Consider the following 26,187-nt stretch of genomic DNA (forward strand, 5'->3'; position numbering starts at 1 on the left):
AGGAGGGGAAGTCATGCCTAGGAAATTAAAGCGAAACTTCGTTTTTTTATTAGCATTCGCATTGATCGTGTCGCAAGGCTGGATGAATCCTAGTGAAGCTCAAGCAAAGAAGGATGAAGGACAGACCGATTTGATCATTATGCAAAATGTTCCTGAAGTAGAAACAAACGTTGAAGGGAAGACAATTCAGTTAGGTGCTCTTCACATTTATGACGACGGTCATTTTATGAAAACATCAGACGAGCTCACGTGGCACTCTTCAAATAAAAATGTGGCGTCTGTTGATAAGACTGGAAAGGTGACGCTGAAGGATCATCCTGGTCGCACGTTTATTTACGTTTCAGATGGTAACGATCGCGATCGCATTGCCATTCATGGTTCGAAGTCTCCGAAGCTAATCAAAGAAAAAGGAATGAAGTACGACATTATCCAACATGCCATCAATAAGATGACGCTAGAAGAAAAGGTCGGTCAGATGTTGATGCCGGATTATCGAAAATGGAACGGTGAAAATGTGACGGAAATGCTGCCTGAGATCGAGCAGCAGGTGAAGGACTATCATCTTGGTGGAGTCATTTTGTTTCGAGAAAACGTTGTAACGACAGAGCAAACAGCTAAGCTCGTATCTGATTACCAGGAAGCGTCTGAGAAATATGGATTGTTGATGACGATCGACCAGGAAGGTGGAATTGTAACGCGCCTTCAATCTGGCACTGATATGCCAGGAAACATGGCTCTCGGCGCAGCACGATCTGAAGAAGTGACACAGGATGTTGGGCGCGTAATCGGTGAGGAACTTGCTTCTCTTGGCATTAACATGAACCTAGCTCCAGTGCTCGATGTGAACAATAATCCTGACAACCCTGTAATAGGCGTACGTTCATATGGCGAAGATCCAGAGCTTGTTGCGGACCAAGGGATAGCTTATATAAAAGGACTTCAGGAAACTGGAGTGGCAGCAACAGCAAAGCATTTTCCTGGTCACGGGGACACAGCGGTAGACTCTCATCTCGGATTGCCTGAAGTTCCTCATGACAAGGAGCGTCTAAAGAAGGTAGAGCTTTATCCGTTTCAGCAGGCGATGGAAGCAGGAATCGATGCCGTTATGACCGCACACGTAACTTTTCCGAAAATCGATGACACAAAAGTGATATCCAAAAAAGATGGTGAAGAGATCTCATTGCCAGCTACGTTATCCGAAAAAGTGTTGACTGGACTGATGCGTGAAGAGATGGGTCATGAAGGCGTCATCATCACAGATGCGATGAACATGGGTGCGATCGTTGAACATTTTGGTGCTGTCGATGCTGCAGTTCGTACTGTGAAAGCAGGCACCGATATCGTGTTGATGCCGGTTGGCTTACCTGAAGTGGCTGATGGGTTACTAGAAGCAGTTCGATCTAGGGAAATTTCTAATGAAAGAATCGAAGCGTCTGTCGAACGAATTTTAACATTGAAAGTAAATAGAGGGATCATTAAATCAGAGGATCCCGAAAACGTAGATGAAAAAATTCAAAAAGCTAAAGAAACGGTTGGATCAGATGCGCACAAAGCTGTTGAAAAAACTGCAGCAGAAAAATCCATCACACTTATTAAGAATGAAAACGTCCTTCCTCTTACAAAACAAAGTGACGAAAACGTTGTCGTGTTGGGGAGAAGTTTTATTGATTCTCTAGGAGAGGCAGTTAAAAAGCATCAGCCAAATGCAACGGTGATCAGCCTCGCTTCGAATTACGAATTAACAGAAGAACAGCGTGAAGTCGTTGAATCGGCTGATAAGATCATTGTCGGGACGTATACGTACAGTGTTGGAACTCGTTCAGAAGACCATCCACAAATGAAACTCGTCAATCACTTGATGGAAACATCAGAAGCAGAACTAATTGGGGTTGGAATACGTAATCCATATGACATCATGGCTTATCCTGAAATCGATAGTTACCTTGCACAATACGGTTTCAGAACAGCAAGTTTTGAAGCGACGGCTGCAGCCATCTTTGGTGAGAACACACCTTCAGGAAAGCTTCCTGTAACGATTCCAGGAGCGAATGAAAATGACGTTCTCTATCCATTTGGCCACGGTTTAACATACTAAACTAATCTGAGAGAGCCTTCCGCTCTCTCCCGGGGGAGGAGTTTTACGTATGAAAAAATGGTTTGTCATGCTTTTGATGTCTGTTCTTGTTATGTCTAGTATTTCGGTTGCTTTAGCTGATAGCGAGGGTAAAGGAAATAAACATGGCCATCATAAAAAGAAGCACAACGATTTTAAACTTGGAGTAGAAGTGCTTCTAGATGAAGAAAAAGATTTGATCGAAGGGAAAAACGTTGGCTTGATCACGAATCCAACTGGAGTCGATCAAGAGTTGACTAGCATCGTCGATCGTCTTCATAATGACGCAGACGTGAACCTTACTGCTCTTTATGGACCTGAGCATGGGGTTCGAGGAAGTGCGCAGGCCGGCGAGTACGTGGAATTTTACACGGATGAGCAGACTGGACTTCCTGTTTATAGCCTTTATGGAAAGACTCGAAAACCTACACCAGAAATGCTAGAAGGCATCGATGTGTTGCTTTTTGACATTCAAGATGTGGGGACTCGCTTCTATACGTACATTTATACGATGGCGTATGCGATGGAAGCAGCAGAAGAAAACAACATTGAATTTATCGTTCTAGACCGTCCGAATCCACTTGGCGGAGAAGCGGTTGAAGGACCAGTTCTAAACGATGACTATTCTTCTTTCGTAGGCAAATATGAAATTCCACTGCGTCACGGTATGACGGTCGGAGAACTTGCGAAGCTATTCAACAATGAGTTTGGCATCGGCGCAGATTTAACTGTCGTTGAAATGGAAGGCTGGGACCGGAATATGTACTATGATGATACAGAACTCGAGTGGGTACTGCCATCGCCTAATATGCCGACGTTAGACACAGCACTCGTCTACCCAGGAGCGGCATTGATTGAAGGAACAAACGTATCGGAAGGACGCGGAACAACAAAGCCATTTGAGCTGATCGGAGCACCTTTTATTCAATCAACAGAACTCGCTTCTGAATTAAACCGTCTCGATTTACCGGGAGTAGAGTTTAGAGCGGCGTCCTTTACACCTTCTTTCTCGAAGCATGCTGGAAACCTATCACACGGGGTTCAACTTCATGTTACGGATAAAGAAGAATTTGAACCGGTTATTACTGGTATTAGCCTCGTAAAAACGATTCACGATTTATACCCTGAAGAGTTTGAGTTCAGAGCAGAAAACAGCAGCGGCATTTCATTCTTCGACTTACTTGTTGGGAATGGATGGATACGTGAAGCGATCGAGCAAGGAGAAAGTGTAGAAGAGATGCAGGAGAAATGGGAAGATGATCTGAAAGCTTTTAAAAAAGTTAGAAAGAATTATTTACTGTATAAATAACGTAGAAAGGCACTCGCAGCAAGCACTTGCGGGTGCTTTTTCTTGTATTTTGTAATAAAACTTCATAAAAAGTAGTTGAATAATAAATAAAACTTGATACACTAGAATAAACTTATTAGAAAATTCTATCAAAAAGGAGGGTGAATGATGAACGGGGGATTAATCAGTATTCAAGAATCGATGGCCTCACTTAAACCTTCAGAACGAAAAGTAGCAGAATATATTGTTAATCGCCCAGAGGAAGTGATTAATCTTTCCATTCAAAAACTTGCACATCGGACTGAAGTTAGTGAAGCGACGATCATTCGGCTTTCTAGAACGCTAAACTACAAGGGATTTCAGGAATTAAAGCTGCGCATCGCTGGTGATCTTGCTACGAAGCACAGCAGTAACTCTTATCAAGAAATCTCAATCGACGGTACTGTCGATTCTTTCATCGCGAATATATCGAACAATAACATCCAATCCATCAATGATACCCTTTCAGTATTATCACGTGACGAGGTGGAGAAGGCGATCGAAGTGCTTGGAAAAGCAAGGAAGATCGCGTTATACGGCATTGGAGCATCAGGACTGATCGCACAAGATTTTAAACAAAAGCTTTCTCGTATCAATCGCTGGTGTGAAGCCGCAACCGACTATGATACACAAGGAACGATCAGCGCGAACCTTAGTGAAGAAGATGTGGTATTCGGTATTTCTTATTCCGGTCAAACAAACGATATTATTCAGTCATTGTCGATTGCGAAAGAAAATGGTGCGACTGTCATTACGCTTACGAAGTATGGAACGAATCCTGTGTCTCAACTTGCTGATATCAAACTTTTTACGAGCTCACTTGAAAAGAGCATTCGAAGCGGTGCAATGAGCTCACGTATTTCGCAACTCAATGTGATCGACATCCTTTATGTTGGTCTTACTAGCAGGAGCTATAGTGATAGTGTCGCTGCACTCGAGCGAACTCGGAAAGCGTTAGAGGATGCAAAGAAGCATGTTTGATCAGTATCTCCAACAGCTGATCGACAATGGTGAACTGCCAGGCGCCACGTTACACGTTCAGCATCACGGTAGAACCGTTTTTCACAAAGCTTATGGAACCTACCATGACCGTCAAAACAACTTATCTACTATCACGAAAACCACACAATTCGATGTCGCTTCTCTGACAAAAGTCATGGCGACACTACCTTCAATTCTTTGGCTGTTAGACAACAGCTCACTAAAACTAGACCATTCCATCCAGACTTACATACCAGAGTTCAAACACAAAGAAGTAACAATTTCACACGCCCTTACTCACACAAGCGGACTTGCCGCTGATCTGAAACGTATGAACAGAAGCGAGTGGCGTCCGGTATTTGAAGAAATCACTGCACTCTCTCTTCTTCATAAGCCGGGTGAAAAAGTCCTTTATAGCGATTCAGGCATGATTTTGCTTGGAAAAGTGATTGAAAGAATAAGCGGATTATCTCTCTCAACATTCGCAGATACGTATCTGTATCGTCCGTGGGGGTTAGAGTCCACTGGCTTTCATCCTACAGATCAAACTAATATTGCATCTACAGAAACGTACGATGGCTCTTACATTCAGGGAGTCGTTCATGATGAAAAAGCCTTACACCTAGGTGGAGAAAGCGGAAGCGCTGGACTGTTTTCAACTTCAAATGATGTTGGGAAATTCGGTAGTCTATTTCTTTATCCAGAGCGGCAAACTGTGCTATCAGAGAAGAGAATACGACAAGCTCAGAAACATGTAGTAGGTAACAGAGGGTTAGGATTTGAAGTGTGGAGCGGGAAAGGAGCCAACCTTTCGTGTGGAGGGAGGTGGTCGATCGGGAGCTTCGGCCATACCGGTTTTACAGGAACAAGTTTATGGGTTGATCCAGTCGAATACCTCGTCGTCACGTTTTTGACGAACATCGTTCACTATGGAAGAAAACATAATATGAAGGTGATTCGACCTCATCTACATTCCTTGATTCATTCAACTTTTATTAAGGGGGAGTAATGGTATGAAGAAAATGAAAGCGTTTGTATTCTTGGCGATCATCCTAGTCATTTCGGCCTGCAGCAGCTCGAATACAGGTAGTGAAAGCGGCGGTGAGGACGGGACAACGTTAACGATCGGCAGTTGGAGAACGGAAGACAAAGCAAGCTATGAAAAGGTGATTGAGAAATTTAACGAAGAGTACCCAGATATTACGGTAGAATTTAACCCTTCTAAAAATACGGAGTATAACACGATTCTAAACACGGCTCTCCAAAGCGGTGAAGGTCCAGACATCATCCACCTTCGTCCGTATGCGCCCGGAATTGAGCTAGCTGATGCAGGGTATCTCGAACCGCTTGATGGATTAGAAGGACTCGATCAGTATCCAGAAGAAACACTTGCTGCTTCAAAAGGAACAGACGATAAGCAGTATGGCGTACCTTTAAATATCAGTACAACGCAAATGTTTTACAATAAGAAGATTTTCGAAGAGCTAGGTCTTGAAGAGCCACAAACGTGGGAAGAGTTTATGACGCTGAATAAGACGTTGCAAGACGAAGGCTACACGCCTATTTCTCTTGGAACGAAGGAAGGATGGCTCCTATCACTTTCCCACGGTATTATTGGCCCGGCACACTACGGGGCGAACGAATTTGTTGATAATGTCACGGCTGGTGAGACCGACTTCTCAAGTGAAGAGTTCAACCGTTCGATCGAAGCGATGGATGAATTGAAGCAATTTTTCCCTGAAAACTATGAAGGTCTTGGAATGGAAGATATTCGTACGATGTTCTTTACAGGAGACGCTGCGATGTTCCCATTAGGAAGCTGGGAAATCGAAGTGCTTCGTGAAATGAATCCTGACCTTGAGCTAGGCTTCTTCCCGATGCCATCTGCCGTTGGAAAGGAACCGACCATCACAACATGGGTAGACGGATCTTATGCTATCAATGCTAACTCAGAAAACACAGAGGCCGCAAAGAAATTCCTTCAATTTATGACGACAGAGGAATTCGGTGAAATGTTCACAGAAGAATTTAAGATGATCAGTGCCATTCCTGGTATTTCATCTGATGATCAGCTTGTGAATGATCTCGGAAAAGCCGTAGAAGAGAGGTCAACGCCTTACATGATGCTCGTTCATTTTGCTGGAGGAAATCCTTCCACAAAATCAGTTATTGAAACTGAACTTCAAGGCATGTATTTAGGTGAGCGGTCACCTGAAGATGTTGCAAATGCTGTTCAAGATAGCGCGAAGTCTTGGTATGAACCTTTAAAATAATCGATAAGGGGCGGAGAATATGAAGCCAGCAATGCATACACCTGTGACGATAAAAAAGCAACGGAACTGGAAAAGGTGGACCATTCACCTTTTCCCTATTCCCGCCTTGATTATTTATGGATTGTTTATTGTGTATCCTTTGTTTGCAGCACTTACATACAGTTTCTTCGATTGGAACGGGATCGTGAGGGGAGAATTCGTAGGGTTTAAGAACTTTAAGGACCTCTTCACCCTTCAACCGTTTTCAGACTTGTTTTGGAATGCGTTTGGTCACAACATCCTGTATTTTGTCCTTCAAATGATATTTCAAAACGGTCTTGCTTTCATTCTTGCTTATATCATTTATAAAAGAGTGCGAGGTTCTGAGTTTCTAAAAATCGCGTACTTCTTACCTCGTCTGCTTTCCGTCATCGTAGTAGGATTTCTTTGGAAGCTGATCCTCAATCCGAACTATGGTGCGTTGAATGTCGTATTAGAAAAAGTAGGTCTTGAACACCTGCAGAAGGCATGGCTCGGAGACCCCGATACGGCGCTCATTTCAATCATTCTCGTGAACTGCTGGTATGGACTTGGCTTTGGAGTCCTAATCTTTCTTGCCGGTTTTCAATCGATTCCGAAAGAGCTTTTCGAGGCAGGAAAGCTTGATGGGGCAAGTGGTTTTGCGATGATTCGACGAATCGTTTTACCGCTCATGGTACCTTCGATCATGATTATGACGGTGTTAACGTTCATTCAGTCGTTTGAAGCGTTCGAACTCGTCTACGCGATGCAAGGGTCACAAGGAGAACCTTACCACTCTACGGATACGCTCGCCGTTTATTTTTATCGACTGGCATTTGGCGGTTCGGCAGGCGGCTCTACTACTGCGGTCGGTCTAGGCTCAGCTCTCGCAGTCGTACTATTTATTTTCATCGCGTTCTTTACGGCACTGTACCTGAAGTATATGCAGAAAAGACAAGTGGATCTATAGGAGGGATATGATGAATCATACAATCTGGACAAAGCCGTTTTACTATGTTTTTGCTTTTTTAGTCGCATCGATCAGCATCTATCCGATTCTATTGATGATCCTCTCTTCTTTTAAGTCGAGTTCTGAAATCTTTACAAATCCGCTCTCGTTACCTGAGACGTTCACGCTCGATACGTATAAAAGTTTACTAGACCAGGTTCCTTTCATGACATACTTCATGAACAGCGTTCTCGTTAGTGTTGTTTCCGTGACGCTCATACTCGTGACATCGTCTCTTGCAGCATTTTATATCGCCCGTTTTACGTTTGTATGGAATAACATGATCTTCTTCTTCTTCCTTATGGGAATGATGCTTCCCATCAAGCTTGGAATCGTCCCATTGTTTATCTTGATGAAAGATTTGCAGCTATTAAACTCACTATGGTCATTAATCTTCATGTATGTTGCAACGGGGATTCCGCTATCCGTTCTTATATTGACAGGTTTCTTCCGAACAATGCCTCGCGAGCTTGAAGAAGCTGCGAGAATTGATGGCGCTGGTAACCTTCGCATTCTATGGAACGTCGTCTTACCTCTTATGAGACCAGCACTAGGAACTGTGATGATCATTCAATTCATCCAATCATGGAACGACTTCTTCTTTCCGTTGATCTTCATTACGGATGATTTAAAAAGAACAATTCCAGTCGGTATGCTTTCCCTTTTCGGAGAGTATTCTGCAGATTGGGGGGCGCTATTCGCCGGTCTCACCCTTGCTTCACTGCCGATGATCGTCCTCTTCTTCATTGCTTCAAAACAATTTATGGAGGGACTCACCCAAGGTGCGATCAAATAAAACGTATGTTATCGGAATTGATGGTGGTGGAACGAAAACGGAAGCCTTGCTATGCAATGAAGACGGAACGATCGTAGCGAAAAGTCGTTCAGGATCAACGAATATCAAATCTCGCTCTGAAGAAGAAGTTCGTAAGGAAATACAGCAGGTGATCGAACCGCTAACTCGTAACCTTGTAAAGAGTGATGTAGACGTGATCTATGTTTCAGCAGCTGGAGGAGACAGAGCAGAAGATCAGAAGCGCTGGAAGAAGTGGCTTCTTGAAAGTTTACCAGAATTCAATGGAACGATAATGGTGACAAACGATGCCTACGGGGCACTTGCTAGCGGAACATATTCTATGGAAGGAACTGTCCTCATCGCAGGGACCGGATCGATCGCCTACTCGATCACTCGTGGTCAGCCACCTGTACGTGCTGGAGGCTGGGGATACCTATTCGGAGATGATGGAAGTGGGTATGCGATCGGACGACAAGCGCTGAAAGTAGTTTCCGAGATGCATGACGGCATACGAGAAAAAGATGAGCGGTTTATTGAGGGAATATTATCGTCATTAGCGTTGAACGATGTTCGAGACATCATTACTAGTATTTATGAAGACACCTATCCGCGATTGAAAATCGCGTCACTTGCAGCGTACGTTATAAAGCTAGGAAACAAACGGAATCATACTGCGTTATTTATTCTTGAGGATGCTTGTGATAGTTTAAGGAAATTAGTAGAAGCTGTGCATGATGCAGAATCGATCGTACTAAGTGGAGGCTTGTTTCAATCAGATCTATTCAGGAAGATGTTCGAAAGAAACGTGCAATGTAACGGTCTGAACCACCGTTTGGTCGTTCCAGATCTATCCCCTGCATCGGGAGCATGTATTTGTGCTTTCCTAACAAAAGGGGCACTGACTGAACAAATGAAAAAAAATCTAACGTCGTCCTATCATTCGATGTGAGGACAGCTATACCTGATGGAGGTACAGATATGACGGATGTGAACAACTTGAATACAGAAATGCGAAATACAAAATCAGAACAACTTCATCAATTCTCGACGTTAGAGATCATCGAATTGATGAATGAAGAAGATCACAGTGTACCTTCAGTGGTGAAGAAGGCTTTGCCCCAGATTGAGAAGGTCATCGATCGGGCTGTCGATGTGATGAAGAGTGGCGGTCGACTCTTTTATTTTGGAGCCGGTACGAGCGGGCGTCTTGGAGTCCTTGATGCTTCTGAATGCCCGCCCACCTTTGGTGTCTCGCATGATCTAGTAAACGGTATCATCGCAGGCGGTGATCGTGCACTTCGTATCCCGATCGAAGGGGCCGAAGATAGTGCTGAGACAGGAGCGGCAGATGTTCACAAACATGTGACGAAAAAGGATATGGTGATCGGAATCGCGTCAAGTGGAAGAACGCCATATGTTTTAGGAGCTGTTCATGCTGCGACGAAACTCGGGATACCGACAGCGGGAATCGCATGTAATACAGGTTCCCCCTTATCACAAAACGTGATCTACCCGATCGAAGTCCCAGTTGGACCTGAAGTGGTCACAGGTTCCACGCGCTTGAAGGCAGGAACAGCCCAAAAGATGGTTTTGAATATGATCACCACAGCATCGATGATCAAGCTTGGAAAAGTGTATCGAAACCTGATGATTAACGTGCAAGCTTCGAATGAAAAACTTAGACTGAGGTCTGTTGCTATTGTGCAAGAAATCACTGGTTTTGATAAAGAAGCAGCATTAGAGGCTTGTCAAAAGGCCAAGGGAGATGTTCGTGTTGCGATTATCATGCTTTTATTAAAGCTCGGAGCTAAAGAAGCAAGTGCAATCCTTGATCAAAAGGATGGAAACTTTGCAGAGGTTATGAGAGATGTGGAGAAAAGATAAAGCTTATGAAAAAGAGCTCTAATGCTAAGGGGAAGAGCTCTTTCTTTATTTTGTAATAAAATTTACATAAAATTATAAGTCTTTGTTGACTTGTTCTTTATATAGAACTAAACTATTACTATATAGAATGAACCAAAAGGAGTATCCCTTTTAATAAATATGAACGTGAATTTTATAGTGAAGGGATCAACTTATCGACTTGTTCTTTATTAAGAATTTCCTGTGTGGGAATATCAATTATAAAGGAGAGCTGGTATGGGGGATAAAGAATTTAAGTATCTGCATATCCACAAAACATTATACTTCAACGCAAATGCAAAAGTAGTAACGGTCATTTGGTATTTGTTGTTCGGGGCGAAGTCGTTCTATTTTCTTGATCGGTTTCAAAAGCTTGATTATATCAACAGGTTCCTACCAGTCGTTAGGCTAATTCGAGTTTTACAATATACCACAATTTTTTACCAGAAAAAAAAGAGGTTAGAAGCCAGATCTAACACATGTCTAGAACTGACCACAAACGTGAACGGACACTGTTTATTAACCCTTAGACAGGGTGAATACAAAATAATTAACTTTAAAAACAATGAAGTTGTGACCATTTTTCCAGAGAAAATCCAGCTTAACGAGGTTGAGAGACAGGTTAATAATCTTATAGAGGCACAATTGTGTGCACTAGCTCCTGAGGTTAAAAGCTGGGATCTACATAATCGATATATTATTGAAAGTTATATAAATTATCGAGCACCTTCTTATCAAAAAATTGGTCGTTCAGAGCTGTATATAGAGGTGTTTCCTCTTCTAAAAGATATCCTTACAACAAGTGATCCGGAGGAAGTTTCATTTGAGTCTTATTTCCAGAAGCTATGCAAGCAAATCTATGAATACGGCTCTACCTACTATAAAGATGATGATCATTCGTTGTATAGGTTGTTTGATTTTATTGCTTATCTCCAAAGTCATTATGATTCGAATGGACTTGACCGCCTCCCATTGGTATTCTCTCATGGCGACTTCTGTGATGTTAATATCTTAAGAAATAATAGAGAGTTCAAAATCATTGATTGGAGCACCCTTGGTAAAAGAAGTTGTTACTTCGATCTCTATTTTCTTTTATTTATACGAGTATCAAGATCGAAAGGAGACGATAGACGGAAGCTAGCATCCGAAATTGAAGAGGATATCTCTCACTTCAGTGAATACTTACAAAAGAAAGTAAATTTTTTACAGGAACTCAGTCCTCATCACAATTATCGTTATTTATTTTATCTAGAGTTTCTGTTTTTAAGGTTACAAGAGATATTAACTTATAGTGATAAACCGATTGACTTGATGAAGTGGATTAAAATTTTTGAAAGCTATGAACTGGAGACTTTAGGAAAACCAAAGATATTCGTAGAAAGATAATCTACGATAGTAAAGGTGGGAAGGTATGATTGATACGATAAAAAAAACGATGAGGCTCTTCGAGAGAAGAGAAAAGAAAAAATTGACCATCTTATTTTTCATGATGATCATTGCAGCGTTATTTGAAACGTTAGGTATCGGGTTAATCATCCCTTTTGTAGGAATCATTACAAACCCTGAGAATATTCATGATATTGCGATTCTCTCATATATCTATAACAATTTAGGGTTTATGTCGACAAACTCGTTTGTGATTTTTACGGTGCTCATGTTTTTGTCTATCTTTATTGTGAAAAACGTTTATTTAATTCTCTTTCAGCATGCACAGTATAAACTTATATTCAACCAGGAAATTAACCTTTCAGCAAAACTCTTCCAGACTTATTTAACTAAGCCGTACACTTTTCATTTGCAACGGAATTCAGCAGATTTACTCCGCAATATAACAATTGAGGTACCAAAAATATATAGAAAAGTGATTGTTTCATCCTTCCAGCTAGTTACGGAGTTCTTAGTAGCTCTATGTATCCTTATGCTTTTGTTTCTCGTTTCCCCTATAGCTACTCTTACAGCCTCAGCTATATTGAGTACAAGTGTATTATTATTCTACAAATTTTATCGTTCCAAGATATCATTTCTTGGCAAAGAGCAACAAGACTTAAATGGTTCAATGATCAAATGGGTGAAGCAAGGATTAGGCGCAGGAAAAGAAGTTAGGGTGACTGGAAAGGAAGATTATTTTGTCAACGCCTATTCAGATCAAGGTAAAATAATCTCTGTTAACAATCGCTATATAAAGATGTTGGAGTATGCTCCGCGACCTTTTATTGAAACTATTATTATCACCGTTGTTCTAGTCACGATGTTAATTATCTTTTATCAAAATTTAGAAACCTCAAAAATCGTATCAACTATGGCTCTTTTCTGCATGGCCGCTTTCAGATTACTGCCGTCAATCAATCGAATCCTCAATATGATAACAGCAATTCGTTATAATTACCCTGCTCTTGCAGTGGTGTTTGAAGATCTTGACTTAAAACATAAGGTTCAAAAGCAAGAAGCAATCACTCCTCAAGTTAATGGAACAAACGCACGCGAAAAAACGTACAAAGATGAAATAAGTTTAATTAACGTCAGCTTTAAATATCCAAATGACAAGAAGTTGACGATCAACAATGTTTCTTTAACAATACCAATTGGTCACGCTATAGCTTTTGTTGGGAGATCAGGAGCTGGAAAAACAACCATCGTAGACATTATTTTAGGAATCCTTTCACCTGAAAAGGGGGAAGTACTGATTGACGGCAAGGCTCTCAAAGAACAACAATGTACCCTGCAGCAAAAAATTGGTTATATCCCTCAATCAATTTTTTTGTCTGACGATACAATTAGAAATAATGTAGCATTTGGTTTGAAAAAAGAGCATATAGATGACGAGGAAGTATGGCGAGCTTTGGAACAAGCGCAGCTAAAAGATTATGTTAAAACTCTACCAGAATCAATAGACACAATGGTGGGAGAGCGAGGAGTAAAGCTTTCAGGTGGTCAAAGGCAGCGGATTGGCATAGCTAGGGCTCTGTATACCAACCCGGAAATTCTATTCATGGACGAAGCCACATCTGCGTTAGATAACGGTACAGAGAAAGAAATCATGCGTGCGATAGATTTATTAAAGGGTCAAAAAACGCTAATCATTATCGCTCACCGATTAAGTACTATTGAAAACTGCGATATAGTTTATGAAATGGACAATGGTGAAGTTGTTTCAGTTAATGATAAAACAAGAATGTGGAATCGGGTTCGGGCCTAATGTAAATAAAAAATCCGCTGCATTTGCAGCGGATTTTTTATTTACATCAATTCCATCGGTGATTCATCGAAATAGAGCCAGTGGAAGTATTCGATTTCTGCATCGGACATTTTCAGAACGTCGTCCCTATTCATTGTCGTTTTCGTCGTCAAACGTTCAATAAATTGGTTTCTTGCTTTCTGGCTCATTGTAAATCCTCCTTGTATGGTTAAGCGTCTGTAACCGCTTTCAATTTGTTACTATCATTATATATCTCAAAATGAGATCAATACAATACCGTTTTGAGATATATCGTATATAACCGATGTGTAATTGTGATTAAAGTGAGGGACCGTTCAGGAAATTTCCTCTAAAACAAGATTGTATGTTCGTATTTGTAGTAAAAAAGTCTTGGGTTGGAAGGTCACGTGCTTAAATATAAAAACATGCCTAGCTTGAAGACGAATGATAAAATAAATCTATGAAATTTCCAAAACAAACTAGAGGAAGTGGTCGATTGAATTGCTTAGGATGTCGTTTAGCCAACAAACGTGAACCCGTTCACGTTGTGTATGAAAATGAATACTTAACTTGTTTTCTAGATCATGAACCTTTCAATGAAGGTCACGTTATGATCTTGCCAAAATCCCACTTTCACGATGTAGAGGAGTTTGATGATAAAACGGCAACCGAAGTGATGAAGGCATCGATTCTTTTGTCAAAAGCGATCAAGAAAGTGTATGCTCCCGACGGAATAACGATTTGTCAAAACGGTGGACTATTTAACGAGTTAACGCATTATCATATGCATCTCGTGCCGAGGTATGAAGGTCAGGCATTCTCCACCTTCTACATAGAAAACGGAGAAGTTTGTATCGAGGATGATACGAAGCTTACCGAAACAAAACAAAAGTTGAGCAGTGCGATTGTTGAACTAGTCGAAAGTCATGTTTAGGCGGGAGGAGGGAGCGGCATCGTTCCCCTTTCATGCAAACCTGTCTAGTGCTTTGCCGTTCACTCATTCTTTTTCATACTCTGGGAATTGACCGTATCGAAAGAGTTCATACACGATTCTTCCATTGCTCGGCTGCCCATCTGGATAATAAATTGGCAATAGATCGAACAGTACAAAGTAAAAGGCGTAATAAATGAATTGTTTACCGAATTCCTTCATGTCGAGCCATCCAAAAGAAAGCGCAAAATTTACAATTAGCGCAACGGCGATGTTCGCAACGATTGGAGAAGCATAAACAAGGATCTGTGCCCAGTTTTCTTTATAACGTAAATTATCGTAGCTGCACCAGCTATACATAAAGTAATATTTGCGAAATTCAAATATGCCTATGTTGAAGATTCGGGGCCCGCATCCGATTACGACCTTCGAGTTTTTAGCGCCTAGAAAGTAGCTAGTTAATAAGTAGCCGCCTTCTCTAATGATTGAAACCATAGGTAGAATAATAAAAGCAGATAGTAATAACTTGAGAAAATCACTAATTCCAAACATAACGTCGTTCCTTTTCTTGATATTTTGGGGATTAAAAAAAGCCAAAAAGAACCAGGGGTCTCCTAGTCCTCTTTGGCTTATGTCTAGCTCTAATTGTCCAGCTCATTTCCACCAATTATGCGACTATACAGTAAACGTAAGCATTACTCTTATTAGGTATATACCCGCCTTTTTCAACCTTAAACGTTATGTTAAACTATTTTTCTTAACTTTCCTGATGATAGACGATTTCCCCATTTACATATGTTGCTTCAACTTCATTCCTCGTATCGAAAGGGTCACCACTCCATATGACCAAATCTACATCTTTTCCTTCTTCTAGTGATCCAACCCTATCTGCTACACCTAAATGCTTGGTAGCCTGTAAGGTGATGGACTTCCATGCATCTGACGGATCCATCCCATGCTTAACTGCGAGTACAGCCCTTTGAAGCAAGTTTTCGATTCTTACGACAGGGTGATCAGGTTAAAAATGTACAAAGGTGCTCCCTCCTTCAAAAGGTTATGTATTCACTGAACCTTGTTGCCGTCATTGCGATAATCACGAGCCTCCACATCTGCTTGGACGCTGTTACGTAGTGGCGATCATGTTTTGGTTTATTCAAGGCGACGCTATTCAATTTGCTAATCGTTCATTTTATTGGGGGATTATTGCGCTAACGGTTGGAACGATTTTAGTGGTGTTAAAAAGTGGCTTCCTAACCTTATTGTTCGAAGGTTATTCTAAGATCCACCGAATGATCGTGCCCCGGTCACGCTCCATGGAACGTGTCGATGAGCAGGTGAAGAGGGACCCGATTTTTACAGATTGGAAGGAACGAGTGCTCATAAGTGGAATTCTTATATGTTACGGAGCAGGCACCGGACTTACAGGAATGTCAGTAGCAGGTGTATTTCTATTTATTTGAAACGATGAGGAGAGGTGTTTAGATGAAAACAAAGATAGAGAAAGAGAATCTCCAGGCAACGTCACTATATGACCTGGTATTTGTAGGAGACCCTCAGCTTTCTCCTGACGGTAAAAAAGTGATCTATGTGAAGAAAAAAATTACTGAGGATCGAGAGTATGCTTCTTATCTCGTCATGATCGATCGTGAGAGTGGTGAAGAAGTGGCCTGGACATCTCCCGGGTCTCGGCATCTTGATTCTTCTCCAAGATGGTCTCCTGATGGAAAGGAAATCGCGTTTGTTTCAAACCGTTCGGGAGAAAATCAAATATGGACCATATCTGCTTTCGGAGGTGAAGCCGAACAGGTAACCTTTCTAAAAAATGGAGCAAGTCGTCCGGTGTGGAAACCTGACGGGACTGAACTTCTCGTAATGAGTGAGAGCACCCCTAGAGGTGAAGATGAGAAGGATGAAAAAAGCAAGAAAGCACTCGTCGTCGAAGAATTGCATTACAAAGCAGATGGAAAAGGTTTTCTTAATGGGAAACATACACAGATCGTCGTAATCGATCGAAAGACTGGGGACGAAAACTGGGTGACGGATGCTGACCTGAATCACTCGGACGCTAGCTGGTCTCCTGATGGTAAACAGATTGCATACGTAAGAAGTAGACGGGAAGAGAAAGGTTCATATGTCCAATCGGATCTATTTATTCAGAATCTTGAAGAGGGACGTGAAGCTGAGCGGCTTAATTCTGAAGGAAGTAGTTTCATAGCTCCACGATGGTCTCCAGATGGTTCATCACTATCTTTCATTGGACATAATTTTGAGTATGAGAGTGCGACGCTAAATAAAGTTTGGACAGTTAAGATTGAATCGAAAACCTTTACGTGCCTTACAGAAACAATCGACCTCGAGTGTTCAGATGTTCTCATTTCAGATCTCCATTGGGGAATTGAGCCGTCTGGAGCGGTGTGGAACGAAGACGGCAAGACACTCTATTTCCTTGCGAGTGAACATGGAAACACAGGAATTTATTCTATTCATCTAGATGGCACCCTTCGACAAATAGCGGGGGGTGACAGGCACCACTACGCACTTCACTTAGCGGGTGGTGAAGCTGCGGTAGCGATCAGTGATCCGGTGGATGTTGGTGATATCTATACGCTATCCTTAGAAGGAGAAAGCTCGATAGAAAGAATCACTTCCTGTAATGAAGAGGTGTTGAGTGCGGATTCGCTTTCCACTCCACAACCGTACACCTATGAAAGCAGAGATGGACTGAACATACAGGGGTGGATCATGAAACCGACTTCCTTCGAGGAAGGGAAGCAGTATCCAACAGTTTTAGAAATTCATGGCGGTCCCCACATGATGTATGGGAATTCATTCATGCACGAATTTCAGCTTCTTGCATCAAGAGGATATGCAGTAGTCTATACGAATCCTCGCGGTAGTCAAGGATATGGTCAGGAGTTCGTGAATGGATGCCGTGGCGACTATGGTGGCGGCGACTATGACGATGTCATGGCAGGGATAGAAGCAGCTGTCGCGCAAACGAGCTTCATAGATTCTGAGAAATTGTTCGTTACAGGCGGCAGCTATGGCGGGTTCATGACGAACTGGATCGTTGGCAAAACAAATGTGTTCAAAGCGGCTGTAACGCAGCGCTCGATCTCGAACTGGTTAAGTTTCTACGGAGTAAGCGACATAGGGTATTTCTTCACAAAGTGGGAAGTGGGAGCTGACCTCGATGAAGATCCAACAAAGCTATGGGATCATTCACCGTTGAAATATGTCGATCAAATCAAAACACCGCTTCTTATTCTCCACAGCGAACAGGACTACCGATGCCCGATCGAGCAAGGTGAGCAGTTATTCATTGCGTTGAAGCACCGTGAGAAGAAGACGAAGTTTGTGAGATTCCCAGAATCAGATCACAACCTTTCAAGAAACGGACATCCTGAGTTAAGGGTAGAGCGATTGAACCATCTGGTCGGCTGGTTTGATGAACACCTCGAAAGCGAGAAAAATTAATCGACATAATGTGAGAGGTGACAGGCACCGCATCGGTACCACGTCGGTACCACGTCGGTACCACGTCGAAAAAGCCCTTGACGTTCGGTGAGTGAGGTACTATACTGTTGAGAATAGTTAAACAATATGAATAATTCAAACTCTTATCAAGAGTGGCGGAGGGACTGGCCCATTGACGCCCGGCAACCATCTCAGTTCGTGAGAAAGGTGCTAATTCCAGCAAACGAGCGATCGTTTGAAAGATGAGAGAGAGTTACATAGTGCAAAACACCCAACTCTCTCTGTTCATCAGAGAGAGTTTTTTCGTTTATGGGGTTTGAAACAAAGGAGGGAACCGACGCTCTAGTGTTATCGTACGCTTACGTAATTTAGTGCAAAGACGCTTTAAATGACTATAGGAGAGAAAGGGAGTTAGGAGAATGAAGAAACTATCGCTACTAGTAGGTGCATTATTATTAATCATCACAGCTGGGTGTTCTGGCAGTGCAGAGTCAGGTGATTCAAATGAAGGGCCGCTAAAGGTAGGGGTAACAGCAGGTCCGCATGAAGATGTCATGAAGAAAGTAAAAGAAGTTGCTGAGAAAGATGGTTTCGAGATCGATGTCGTGGCGTTCAACGATTACGTTATGCCAAACAAGGCTCTTGATGAAGGGGAGCTCGATGCGAATGTTTTTCAGCACGAACCGTATTTAAATGATTTTGTAGAAGAGCGTGGGATGGAGTTATCTAAGGTTGCGACGACGATTAATTTTCCGATGGGCATCTATTCCGATCAATATGAGAACCTTGATAATTTGAAGAAAGGTGACAAAGTAGGACTACCGAATCACTCTACTGGAGAACCCCGAGCTCTCATGTTGTTTGAAGAAGCAGGGATCATTGAATTAAAAGACGGTGTAGGTGTTGAAGCAACGATTAAGGATATTGAGAAGAACCCGTTGAATCTTGAGTTTGTTCCTCTTGAAGCATCGCAGATTCCAAGACAGCTAGGTGAGCTTGCCATCGCTGCGATCAACACGAACTATGCGATGGAAAGCGGTCGGGTTCCAACTGAAGATTCTCTCGTAATGGAACCGGAAGATTCTCCTTGGGTGAACGTAATCGCAACAAAAACCGATAATAAAGACGACGAGAGAATCAATAAACTAGTGGACTATTATCAGTCAGATGAAGTTAAGAAGTTTATTAAAGAAGAATTCAACGGCTCAGTCATAGCATCCTGGTAATTTCGGTAAAGGAGAGAAGGAAATGATACGACTAGAAAATATCTCAAAAGCGTTTCAAACCGGAACTACTGTTACGAAGGCTCTGGATAGCGTTGACCTTAACGTTGAAAAAGGAAAGATCTATGGTGTGATCGGTTATAGTGGCGCTGGTAAAAGTACCCTCGTTCGAACGGTCAATCTGTTAGAGAGACCAACAGAAGGGAAAGTGTTCATTAATGATGTAGAGTTAACCGGTCTATCAGCTGGCAAGTTAAAGAAAACACGTCAGCGAATCGGAATGATCTTTCAGTCGTTCAATCTATTAAAAACGGGGACGGTTTATCAAAATATCGCCATCCCCCTTAAGCTCACTGGCGTTTCAAAAAAGGAAATCGATTCGCGTGTAAGAAAGTATCTACAGATTGTAGGACTAGAAGATAAGCGGGACGTGTATCCTGGACAGCTCTCAGGTGGACAGAAACAAAGAGTAGCGATTGCACGCGCGCTAGCGCATGAGCCAGAAGTTCTTCTTTGTGACGAAGCAACGAGCGCGCTCGATCCTGACACAACTGAGTCGATTTTATCTTTACTAGAGGAAATCAACCAGGAGTTCGGACTAACGATTTTACTCATTACACATGAAATGCACGTGGTTCAAAAGATTTGTCATGAAGTGGCCGTGATGGAAAACGGACGCATCATTGAACAAGGACCAGTTGTTGATCTATTTAGTAGACCAATGACGCCTACGACAAAACGATTCGTACAATCGCTGTTTCAAGATGACGTTCCTGAATCCCTCGTGAAGAAGCTTGAGTCGAAGGGACAAATCGTGACGCTTTCCTTCGTAGGAGAATCGTCAGGAAAGCCTGCACTTGCCCTCCTTAGTAAAAACTTTGATATTTATCCATCTATTCTTGCAGGGAATATCACGCAGCTTAAGAATCAACCTTTTGGTAGATTAGTCGTTCATCTTGAAGGAGAAGATTCAGAAACGAAGAGAGCGGTTATGTTTTTAGAAGAACGAGGAATTTTTGTAGAAGGGTATGTACCGGAGGTGAACGCGCATGTCAGCTAAGATTTCGGAATTTATCGATCTATGGGGCGCGGATATTTGGAGTGCGATCATCGAAACGTTCCAGATGGTAGGGATCTCGCTGTTAATTTCAGTGCTGTTAGGACTACCACTCGGTGTGCTTCTCGTGCTAACAAGACCTGGGAAGGCGCTAGATAACAAGATCCTTTTTCGTTTGTTAAACGCTGTGATCAATGTGATCAGGTCCATCCCGTTCATCATCTTATTGTTTTTCATCCTGCCTTTTACAAAGTTTATCGCAGGCACTACGATCGGAGTGAAAGGCGTGATCGTGCCGCTCGTCGTCTTTACTGCTCCATACATAGCAAGGTTGATGGAGTCCGCTCTTCTTGAGGTGGATCGAGGCGTTGTTGAAGCATATGAGGCGATGGGGATTAAGACACGTCATATCATTTGGCATGTACTTGTAAGAGAATCGCGATCTTCCATCGTATTAGGACTTACGATTGCGACGATTGGATTGATCGGAGCCACCGCGATGGCAGGGCTTGTCGGAGCAGGAGGGTTAGGTGACCTTGCTTATCGCTATGGGCATCTTCGTTACGAAGTCGACGTGATGTACGTAACGGTGTTCTTGCTGATCGTACTCGTTCAGGGGCTTCAATCTCTCGGTAATGTAATGGCAGCACGGCTTAAGAAGGACTAGACTCACGAAAGGAGTTTTCTTATGGAACCAATTCATGTTCGAGCAACCCCGGGGCACTATCAGTGTCAGCAAGGTGTTTTGGATGAACTTCCAGATCGATTGGAGCAAGGTGGGTTCCAAAACATTTTTCTTATTCACGGAGAAAAATCTTGGGAAGCAGCTGCTCCTTATCTACCTGATCTCTCCCGATTCAAAGCAGCGTATTCGAGGTACAGAGGAGAGTGCTCAAATGCTGAGATAACAAGGCAAGCTGAGCTCGCTCGACTTCATGGTGCCGATCTTATCATCGGTGTGGGAGGTGGTAAGGTTCTTGATGTTGCAAAAGCAGTTGCGAATGAACTATTGATTGAAACTGCACTTATACCTACGCTCGCTTCAACATGTGCAGCGTGTACGCCTCTCAGTGTGATTTATTCAGAGGAAGGAGAGTTCCAAAAACATATTGTTTACTCACGGAGCACGCACCTTGTTTTAGTGGAACCTGAAATCTTGCTCGACTCACCGCCTGAATTCCTACGTGCAGGGATTGGAGATACACTCGCAAAATGGTATGAAGCGAGAAGCATCATCGAAACGCTTCCTTCACATCCAGTACCGATTCATTTTGCGTATGTTGCTGCGAAAAGCTGTCGTGATGTGCTGTTAGAACATGGAGAGAGAGCATTGGTCGATCAGAGAAACAACCATCTAAGTGAATCGTTTATAAAAGTGATCGAAACAAATCTCTTAACAAGCGGAATGGTAGGAGGTTTCGGCGATCAGTATGGGCGGGTTGCTGGAGCGCATGCCATCCATAACGCATTAACGCATCAGCCTGAAACACACTCTTTTCTCCATGGGGAAAAAGTGGCATATGGGATACTCGCCCAGCTCGCTTTAGAAGAGCGATGGGATGAGATCAAAGAGTTGATCCCTTTCTATGAGTTAGTAGAGTTACCATTATCACTCGCTGAACTTGGTATCACTAGCAATGTCCAGGCTAAAGCGGTATCAAAATATGCAACAAAAGAGGAAGAGACGATTCATATTACGAAGCAGGTATCACCAGAGGAACTGTTCCATGCGATTTTAAAGCTTGAAGAAATGACGAAAACAGTGAAGTGATAAAAAGACCCCTGGATCTTAGCAAAGATCCAGGGGTTTATATATGGTATTGGTGATCGGAAAGCCGGTCGATGTGACGGTCGCGATGTTTTCTAAATGCTTCCTTGAGTTTTGGTTGTGGTTTGAAGAAATTCTTCATTAGAAATATCATAGTATACCCTCCTTTTATCTTTCATCTTATTCATTTAACAGCCTGTTTATTAAAGATTCTCCGGTAGCTCTCTCCTGTGTTATCTCTTTCTTTCTACTTCCAGTGTACGCAGAAATTAGTTGGATTAAACCGGTCACGAGGATGGTTTCGTATCAGTCCATAGTCTGATATTTTCTTCGACAAATAGCGGGGGGTGACAGGCACCGTTCTTGAACTGAAGGAACTTTCTTGTAGGTGTCGAACTATTCATAGAGTTGGTTTATATAATGGGGGCGAAGCAGAAATGAGATGGAGCAAGCTACTTGTTTTGACACTTGTGGTTGTAAGTACGGTTTCATGTTCGTCTAAAGCTTCTACTAACCATGACAAAACAGATACGCTGCATTTGATTCCAGAAGGCTTCGAAGGTCAATTGATCACCGTTTATAATGTAGAGGGAGCACCAAAGTTAAAAAAGGAAAAAGGGTTCACCGTCATTCGTTACGATAAGAATGGCATGTTTCTAACTTCTACTGAAGAAATGGAATATGGAACTGTTACAGATGAGTTTTACTATGTAGATCGTAAAGACAAACGTACGAAAATCGATGAGAATTGTACGTATCTTTTTCCTAACGGGGGTATAACGATCAAAGACAGGCGACTTCTTTATAATGCGTTCTACATCACGGAAACACATTGTAGTGAAGACTTTGTAGGTCGAGGACCACAAGCCCCTGCAAATCGAAATTTAACACCTAAGCTTGAAGCAAAATTAATCGAAGAGGGACTGATGGAATAGAGTGCCTCTTTTTTTAGAGAAAAGGATGAAGGAATTATGAATGGAAGCTTAACTCAACTACGCGCTGTTGCGCTTGAAGATATGGAAGATGTCTATCAGTGGAGAAACGATGATGAGGTGAGTCTCTTCGCTGTAGGCAATTCTCCTCTTTTAACACACGTATCTCGTGAACAAGTAGAAAGTACGTATGAAACGATCGTCAAAATGGATCGAGCGGAGAATGGCGTATTTTCTATTCTCGATTTGGAAGGTAGAATAATAGGGATTGCAGATTACCGTGATGTGAACATCATTACGAGGTCCGCCGTGATGGGCATTACGATTGGCGATAAAGCCTATTGGGGAAAAGGGTACGGAAGTGATGCGATTAAGGTTATGATTCGTTATTTATTTCATCAATTAAACATGCAGCGCATCCAGCTAGACACATGGAGTGGAAACGCTCGTGCGATCAGAGTATATGAAAAGTGCGGATTCAAGGTAGAAGGTCGATTACGCCAAAATGAGTACGTTGATGGAAAGTACTATGATACCGTCATTATGGGTTTACTCAGGAGCGAATGGGAGTAGCCTCAATCAAACGTTTGTTTAACATCGAAACCCCCGTTTTAAAAGAGTATGCTCTCTTTCAAAACGGGGGTTTGGTGTCGACTATAAGGTTGTTTGCTTTTGTGGTGCACTCCATATTCTTTCTACATGATCAAGGTCTTCCGCGTGAAATGATAGTTTGTAAATATCAGGCATATCAAGACTCTTCCAGAAGGTTACATCATAACGATCGTCAAAATAACTCATGAGTAACACCATAATATTTCCGTGAGTACCGATTACCACGTTCTTACCTTCATACGTACGAAGAATTTTCTTTAATTCATGTACTCCTCTTTGACGGGCATCCACATTCGATTCTCCTCCATCGAAGGAGAACGTTTCGTCGCTCCAAACCGCATCGATCGCTTCATTAAAGTCCTCTACAGGCTTGCCAGCTAAAAGGCGCTCCTTTAAATTCTCAACTACGATCACATCTTTACCGATCTCTTTTGCGATTCCTTCAACAGTAGCAATCGCACGACGATAAGGGCTCGAAAGCACCACGTCCACTTGATGTTCCGTCATTAATTCCGTTACTTTATTCGCATCAGCAGTTCCTTTTTGTGAAAGTCCACGACCATACTCATCTGGCGTGTAGGTAGAATGTGCATGACGCACGAAATAGATTGTTGTGCGCTCCATACTAACCTCCTAATATTCGTTTTGTTAGTTCTGTTCGGTTTTTTACATGAAGCTTTGCATAAATTCGAGTTAAGTGTTTTTTTACCGTGATTTCAGTTAAAGATAGTTCATTCGCAATTCTCGCATTTGATTTCCCTTCGATGACGAGATTGGCTACTTCTTTTTCACGAGGAGTGAATCCATAGCGATCCAACGGCGTCTGATTGAATGACACGCCGATCGCGCGTGCGAAATTATCAAGATACTGAGATAAACGCTTGTTTTTTAAGTCGAGCTCGTACGTTTTCGAACGTGCGTGCATTCCATAATCATCGTGAGATGCTTCAGGAATTTCTTCAAAGTTAAATTGTTCGAGAAGGTTCTGAAAGTAGACGACAGGGGTAGAAGCAACGAGTATTCCTTCGGTCAATACAAGCGGAAGGAGATGATAAAGCAATGCGTACAGCTCGTCTTCTTGGCTTTTATCTTTCACATCGAGGTATCGGATAACCCAACCGCATGGCTCACTAGCATGGCGGATTCGTTTTTCTTCAGTATTTGACAACTTTGAAAAGTAGCTTCGAGTGACGAAGCTTTCTTTTAATAAATCTATCGTAGTTGATTGAATCGGAATCGTAACGGTCATCCCTCGCACGACTCCTTTTTCATTTCTAAGAAGTTTAATGTGTTGTAATCCAATGTCATCAAGTGATTCCTTTGTTATGTAAGAACCTTTCGAGAAGCGCTCTTTATCTTTATCAAGGAAAGAATGAATGTCACTCCAGTCCTCTTGTTGAGCTGAGGTGAGAGAATACATCGAAATATTTTCATTGTTGAACGGCGAAGAATGAATCATCCGATCTTTTAAAAGATAGAAAAAGTCATTGACCTCATTAATTCTAATCACGTGGTCGTTTTGTTCGATGAATTTTCGACAATACATCAGCGCGTTTTTCCATAATTCATGATAATACGTTGGTTTTCGTTTCATTAGGTCTGCTTTCAAAGCACTTTGGAAAAGAGGTTGAAGTTTCCAACCATCCGCGGTTTCTTCAACAAAAGAATATGAGGTGAGCCGCTCGAACTCTCTTCTAGATAAGGAGGTTGTAAGGATCGCTTCTATCTTTTCCTGGTAAATCTGAATTCCAAATACAGCTGCCTCTATATAAGGCACCATCTTATCGTCCGTAACTTCTCTCATCCATTCTCGCACAACATACTGATAGGTTTCTTGTACGAGTTTTTCATCTAATTTAAGAGCTGTATTAGAGGAATAGACAAGGTGTGAGATGGCAAAAGGATTTCCTTTCGAGTGGTGCCAAATTTTCTGTAAATAACTATCTGTTGACGTTTTGATCATAAGTTGAAATTGCTCATACGTTAACGAACAAAGCTCGATCGTGTTAATAAAAGGGTGCCATATAGAAGATTTCCAATAAGTATTAAGTGGTTTTCTTCCACAAAAAATGAAAATGATCGATGAAGGTAGGGAGGGGAGAAAGGACTGTCGAAACCATTCATCTAGCTTTTCATAATGTTCATATGAGTCAATAGCGATAACCGTGCGAATTCCCTCTTTCTCAAGGTGTTGAATGTGCATGAAGATCGCCTCAAGTGGTGAAACAGAAGGAGAAGCTGGCCCCATTTGCTCGAGTAATGCGTGTGAAAATGAAGTTGGGTCAGCTCTTGTGTATTGGGCATTCACGAGGTAGAAAGGTGTTCCGTTCCGTCGTGCTTTTAAACGGAAGTGCATAAGTAATTCACTCTTACCTGTCCCAGAGTGACCATGTATCGAAAGGATTCCGCTGCTTTTTCCTACTAATAATCTATGAAAAGTGTCGATTTCATTCTCTCTTGAAATCGTAATCGGACTGAATGTAGAAGGGTTAAAACCCTTTTGAACGTTCGGTAAATCTTCCAGCATATGTATCATCACGCCCCGTTGAATAATTTTGCATACGAAAGTATATAAATACTATAATTTCGT

General features: G+C 42.1%; 25 protein-coding genes and 1 riboswitch. Of the genes, 20 read left to right on the forward strand and 5 right to left on the reverse strand.

Annotated features, from left to right (window positions below):
* Positions 1-13 precede the first annotated feature (13 nt).
* From ACXADT_RS06170 to ACXADT_RS06220, 11 genes are all read left to right on the forward strand, one after another.
* The gene (locus tag ACXADT_RS06170; RefSeq protein WP_474833718.1) at positions 14-2,095 is read left to right on the forward strand and encodes a glycoside hydrolase family 3 protein; all 2,082 of its coding nucleotides are present in this window, start codon (positions 14-16) and stop codon (positions 2,093-2,095) included.
* Between the two features lie 49 nt (positions 2,096-2,144).
* Positions 2,145-3,422 carry an exo-beta-N-acetylmuramidase NamZ family protein gene (locus tag ACXADT_RS06175; protein ID WP_474833720.1) on the forward strand — a complete coding sequence of 426 codons (1,278 nt, stop codon included), beginning with the start codon at positions 2,145-2,147 and terminating at the stop codon, positions 3,420-3,422.
* Positions 3,423-3,569: 147 nt separating this feature from the next.
* Positions 3,570-4,421, forward strand: a complete 852-nt coding sequence (locus ACXADT_RS06180) for a MurR/RpiR family transcriptional regulator (RefSeq protein ID WP_474810391.1) — start codon at positions 3,570-3,572, stop codon at positions 4,419-4,421.
* A complete protein-coding gene (locus ACXADT_RS06185) occupies positions 4,414-5,430 on the forward strand; it encodes a serine hydrolase domain-containing protein (RefSeq protein WP_474833722.1) in 1,017 nt (338 codons plus the stop codon). The genes ACXADT_RS06180 and ACXADT_RS06185 overlap by 8 nt, the downstream gene beginning before the upstream one ends.
* Positions 5,431-5,434: 4 nt before the next feature.
* Positions 5,435-6,694 (forward strand): ABC transporter substrate-binding protein, encoded by a 1,260-nt coding sequence (locus tag ACXADT_RS06190; RefSeq protein WP_474833724.1) that lies wholly within the window; start codon positions 5,435-5,437, stop codon positions 6,692-6,694.
* 19 nt (positions 6,695-6,713) lie between these two features.
* Positions 6,714-7,664: a carbohydrate ABC transporter permease gene (locus tag ACXADT_RS06195; protein ID WP_474810395.1), complete on the forward strand. Its 951-nt coding sequence runs from the start codon at positions 6,714-6,716 to the stop codon at positions 7,662-7,664.
* A 10-nt stretch (positions 7,665-7,674) separates the two neighbouring features.
* On the forward strand, positions 7,675-8,499 hold the full coding sequence (locus ACXADT_RS06200; protein WP_270180190.1) for a carbohydrate ABC transporter permease: 825 nt from the start codon (positions 7,675-7,677) through the stop codon (positions 8,497-8,499).
* Positions 8,486-9,448, forward strand: a complete 963-nt coding sequence (locus ACXADT_RS06205) for an N-acetylglucosamine kinase (RefSeq protein ID WP_474833726.1) — start codon at positions 8,486-8,488, stop codon at positions 9,446-9,448. Before ACXADT_RS06200 ends, ACXADT_RS06205 begins: the two co-directional genes overlap by 14 nt.
* A gap of 29 nt (positions 9,449-9,477) precedes the next feature.
* Positions 9,478-10,383 (forward strand): N-acetylmuramic acid 6-phosphate etherase, encoded by a 906-nt coding sequence (gene murQ, locus ACXADT_RS06210; RefSeq protein WP_474833729.1) that lies wholly within the window; start codon positions 9,478-9,480, stop codon positions 10,381-10,383.
* A 255-nt stretch (positions 10,384-10,638) separates the two neighbouring features.
* Positions 10,639-11,787 (forward strand): phosphotransferase, encoded by a 1,149-nt coding sequence (locus ACXADT_RS06215; RefSeq protein WP_474833731.1) that lies wholly within the window; start codon positions 10,639-10,641, stop codon positions 11,785-11,787.
* Between the two features lie 25 nt (positions 11,788-11,812).
* A complete protein-coding gene (locus tag ACXADT_RS06220; RefSeq protein WP_474833733.1) occupies positions 11,813-13,597 on the forward strand; it encodes an ABC transporter ATP-binding protein in 1,785 nt (594 codons plus the stop codon).
* A gap of 41 nt (positions 13,598-13,638) precedes the next feature.
* Here the strand turns inward: ACXADT_RS06220 and ACXADT_RS06225 are convergent, their stop codons facing one another.
* Entirely contained in the window at positions 13,639-13,785 is a 147-nt protein-coding gene (locus ACXADT_RS06225) for a BH0509 family protein (RefSeq protein ID WP_270180185.1), read from the reverse strand.
* A gap of 272 nt (positions 13,786-14,057) precedes the next feature.
* Between ACXADT_RS06225 and ACXADT_RS06230 the strand changes: the two genes are divergently transcribed.
* Positions 14,058-14,531 (forward strand): HIT family protein, encoded by a 474-nt coding sequence (locus ACXADT_RS06230; RefSeq protein WP_474833735.1) that lies wholly within the window; start codon positions 14,058-14,060, stop codon positions 14,529-14,531.
* 63 nt (positions 14,532-14,594) lie between these two features.
* Here ACXADT_RS06230 and ACXADT_RS06235 read toward each other — a convergent pair whose 3' ends face one another.
* Together ACXADT_RS06235 and ACXADT_RS06240 are read right to left on the reverse strand one after the other, a co-directional pair.
* Positions 14,595-15,080 (reverse strand): hypothetical protein, encoded by a 486-nt coding sequence (locus tag ACXADT_RS06235; protein ID WP_270180183.1) that lies wholly within the window; start codon positions 15,078-15,080, stop codon positions 14,595-14,597.
* 205 nt (positions 15,081-15,285) lie between these two features.
* Positions 15,286-15,516: an amidohydrolase family protein gene (locus ACXADT_RS06240; RefSeq protein ID WP_474833737.1), complete on the reverse strand. Its 231-nt coding sequence runs from the start codon at positions 15,514-15,516 to the stop codon at positions 15,286-15,288.
* A 151-nt stretch (positions 15,517-15,667) separates the two neighbouring features.
* Between ACXADT_RS06240 and ACXADT_RS06245 the strand changes: the two genes are divergently transcribed.
* The 8 genes from ACXADT_RS06245 (at position 15,668) to ACXADT_RS06280 (ending at position 23,558) form a co-directional block, all read left to right on the forward strand.
* Entirely contained in the window at positions 15,668-15,988 is a 321-nt protein-coding gene (locus tag ACXADT_RS06245) for a DUF3899 domain-containing protein (protein ID WP_474833739.1), read from the forward strand.
* 22 nt (positions 15,989-16,010) lie between these two features.
* Positions 16,011-18,005, forward strand: a complete 1,995-nt coding sequence (locus ACXADT_RS06250; RefSeq protein WP_474833741.1) for a S9 family peptidase — start codon at positions 16,011-16,013, stop codon at positions 18,003-18,005.
* A gap of 140 nt (positions 18,006-18,145) precedes the next feature.
* Positions 18,146-18,254, forward strand: a riboswitch (SAM riboswitch).
* Positions 18,255-18,424: 170 nt separating this feature from the next.
* The gene (locus ACXADT_RS06255) at positions 18,425-19,231 is read left to right on the forward strand and encodes a MetQ/NlpA family ABC transporter substrate-binding protein (RefSeq protein ID WP_474833743.1); all 807 of its coding nucleotides are present in this window, start codon (positions 18,425-18,427) and stop codon (positions 19,229-19,231) included.
* Between the two features lie 22 nt (positions 19,232-19,253).
* Entirely contained in the window at positions 19,254-20,288 is a 1,035-nt protein-coding gene (locus ACXADT_RS06260) for a methionine ABC transporter ATP-binding protein (RefSeq protein ID WP_474833745.1), read from the forward strand.
* A complete protein-coding gene (locus tag ACXADT_RS06265; RefSeq protein WP_270180170.1) occupies positions 20,278-20,952 on the forward strand; it encodes a methionine ABC transporter permease in 675 nt (224 codons plus the stop codon). Before ACXADT_RS06260 ends, ACXADT_RS06265 begins: the two co-directional genes overlap by 11 nt.
* A 21-nt stretch (positions 20,953-20,973) precedes the next feature.
* The gene (locus ACXADT_RS06270) at positions 20,974-22,056 is read left to right on the forward strand and encodes an iron-containing alcohol dehydrogenase family protein (RefSeq protein WP_474833747.1); all 1,083 of its coding nucleotides are present in this window, start codon (positions 20,974-20,976) and stop codon (positions 22,054-22,056) included.
* 434 nt (positions 22,057-22,490) lie between these two features.
* Entirely contained in the window at positions 22,491-22,988 is a 498-nt protein-coding gene (locus tag ACXADT_RS06275) for a DUF6843 domain-containing protein (protein WP_270180168.1), read from the forward strand.
* A 36-nt stretch (positions 22,989-23,024) separates the two neighbouring features.
* Positions 23,025-23,558, forward strand: coding sequence for a GNAT family N-acetyltransferase (locus ACXADT_RS06280; protein ID WP_474833749.1), 534 nt, complete (start codon positions 23,025-23,027; stop codon positions 23,556-23,558).
* Positions 23,559-23,639: 81 nt separating this feature from the next.
* Here ACXADT_RS06280 and ACXADT_RS06285 read toward each other — a convergent pair whose 3' ends face one another.
* On the reverse strand, positions 23,640-24,221 hold the full coding sequence (locus tag ACXADT_RS06285) for a histidine phosphatase family protein (protein WP_474833751.1): 582 nt from the start codon (positions 24,219-24,221) through the stop codon (positions 23,640-23,642).
* A gap of 1 nt (position 24,222) precedes the next feature.
* Positions 24,223-26,133, reverse strand: a complete 1,911-nt coding sequence (locus tag ACXADT_RS06290) for a response regulator transcription factor (RefSeq protein WP_474835824.1) — start codon at positions 26,131-26,133, stop codon at positions 24,223-24,225.
* Positions 26,134-26,187 lie beyond the last annotated feature (54 nt).

The sequence above is a fragment of the Anaerobacillus sp. ABR4_321 genome (assembly GCF_056158505.1).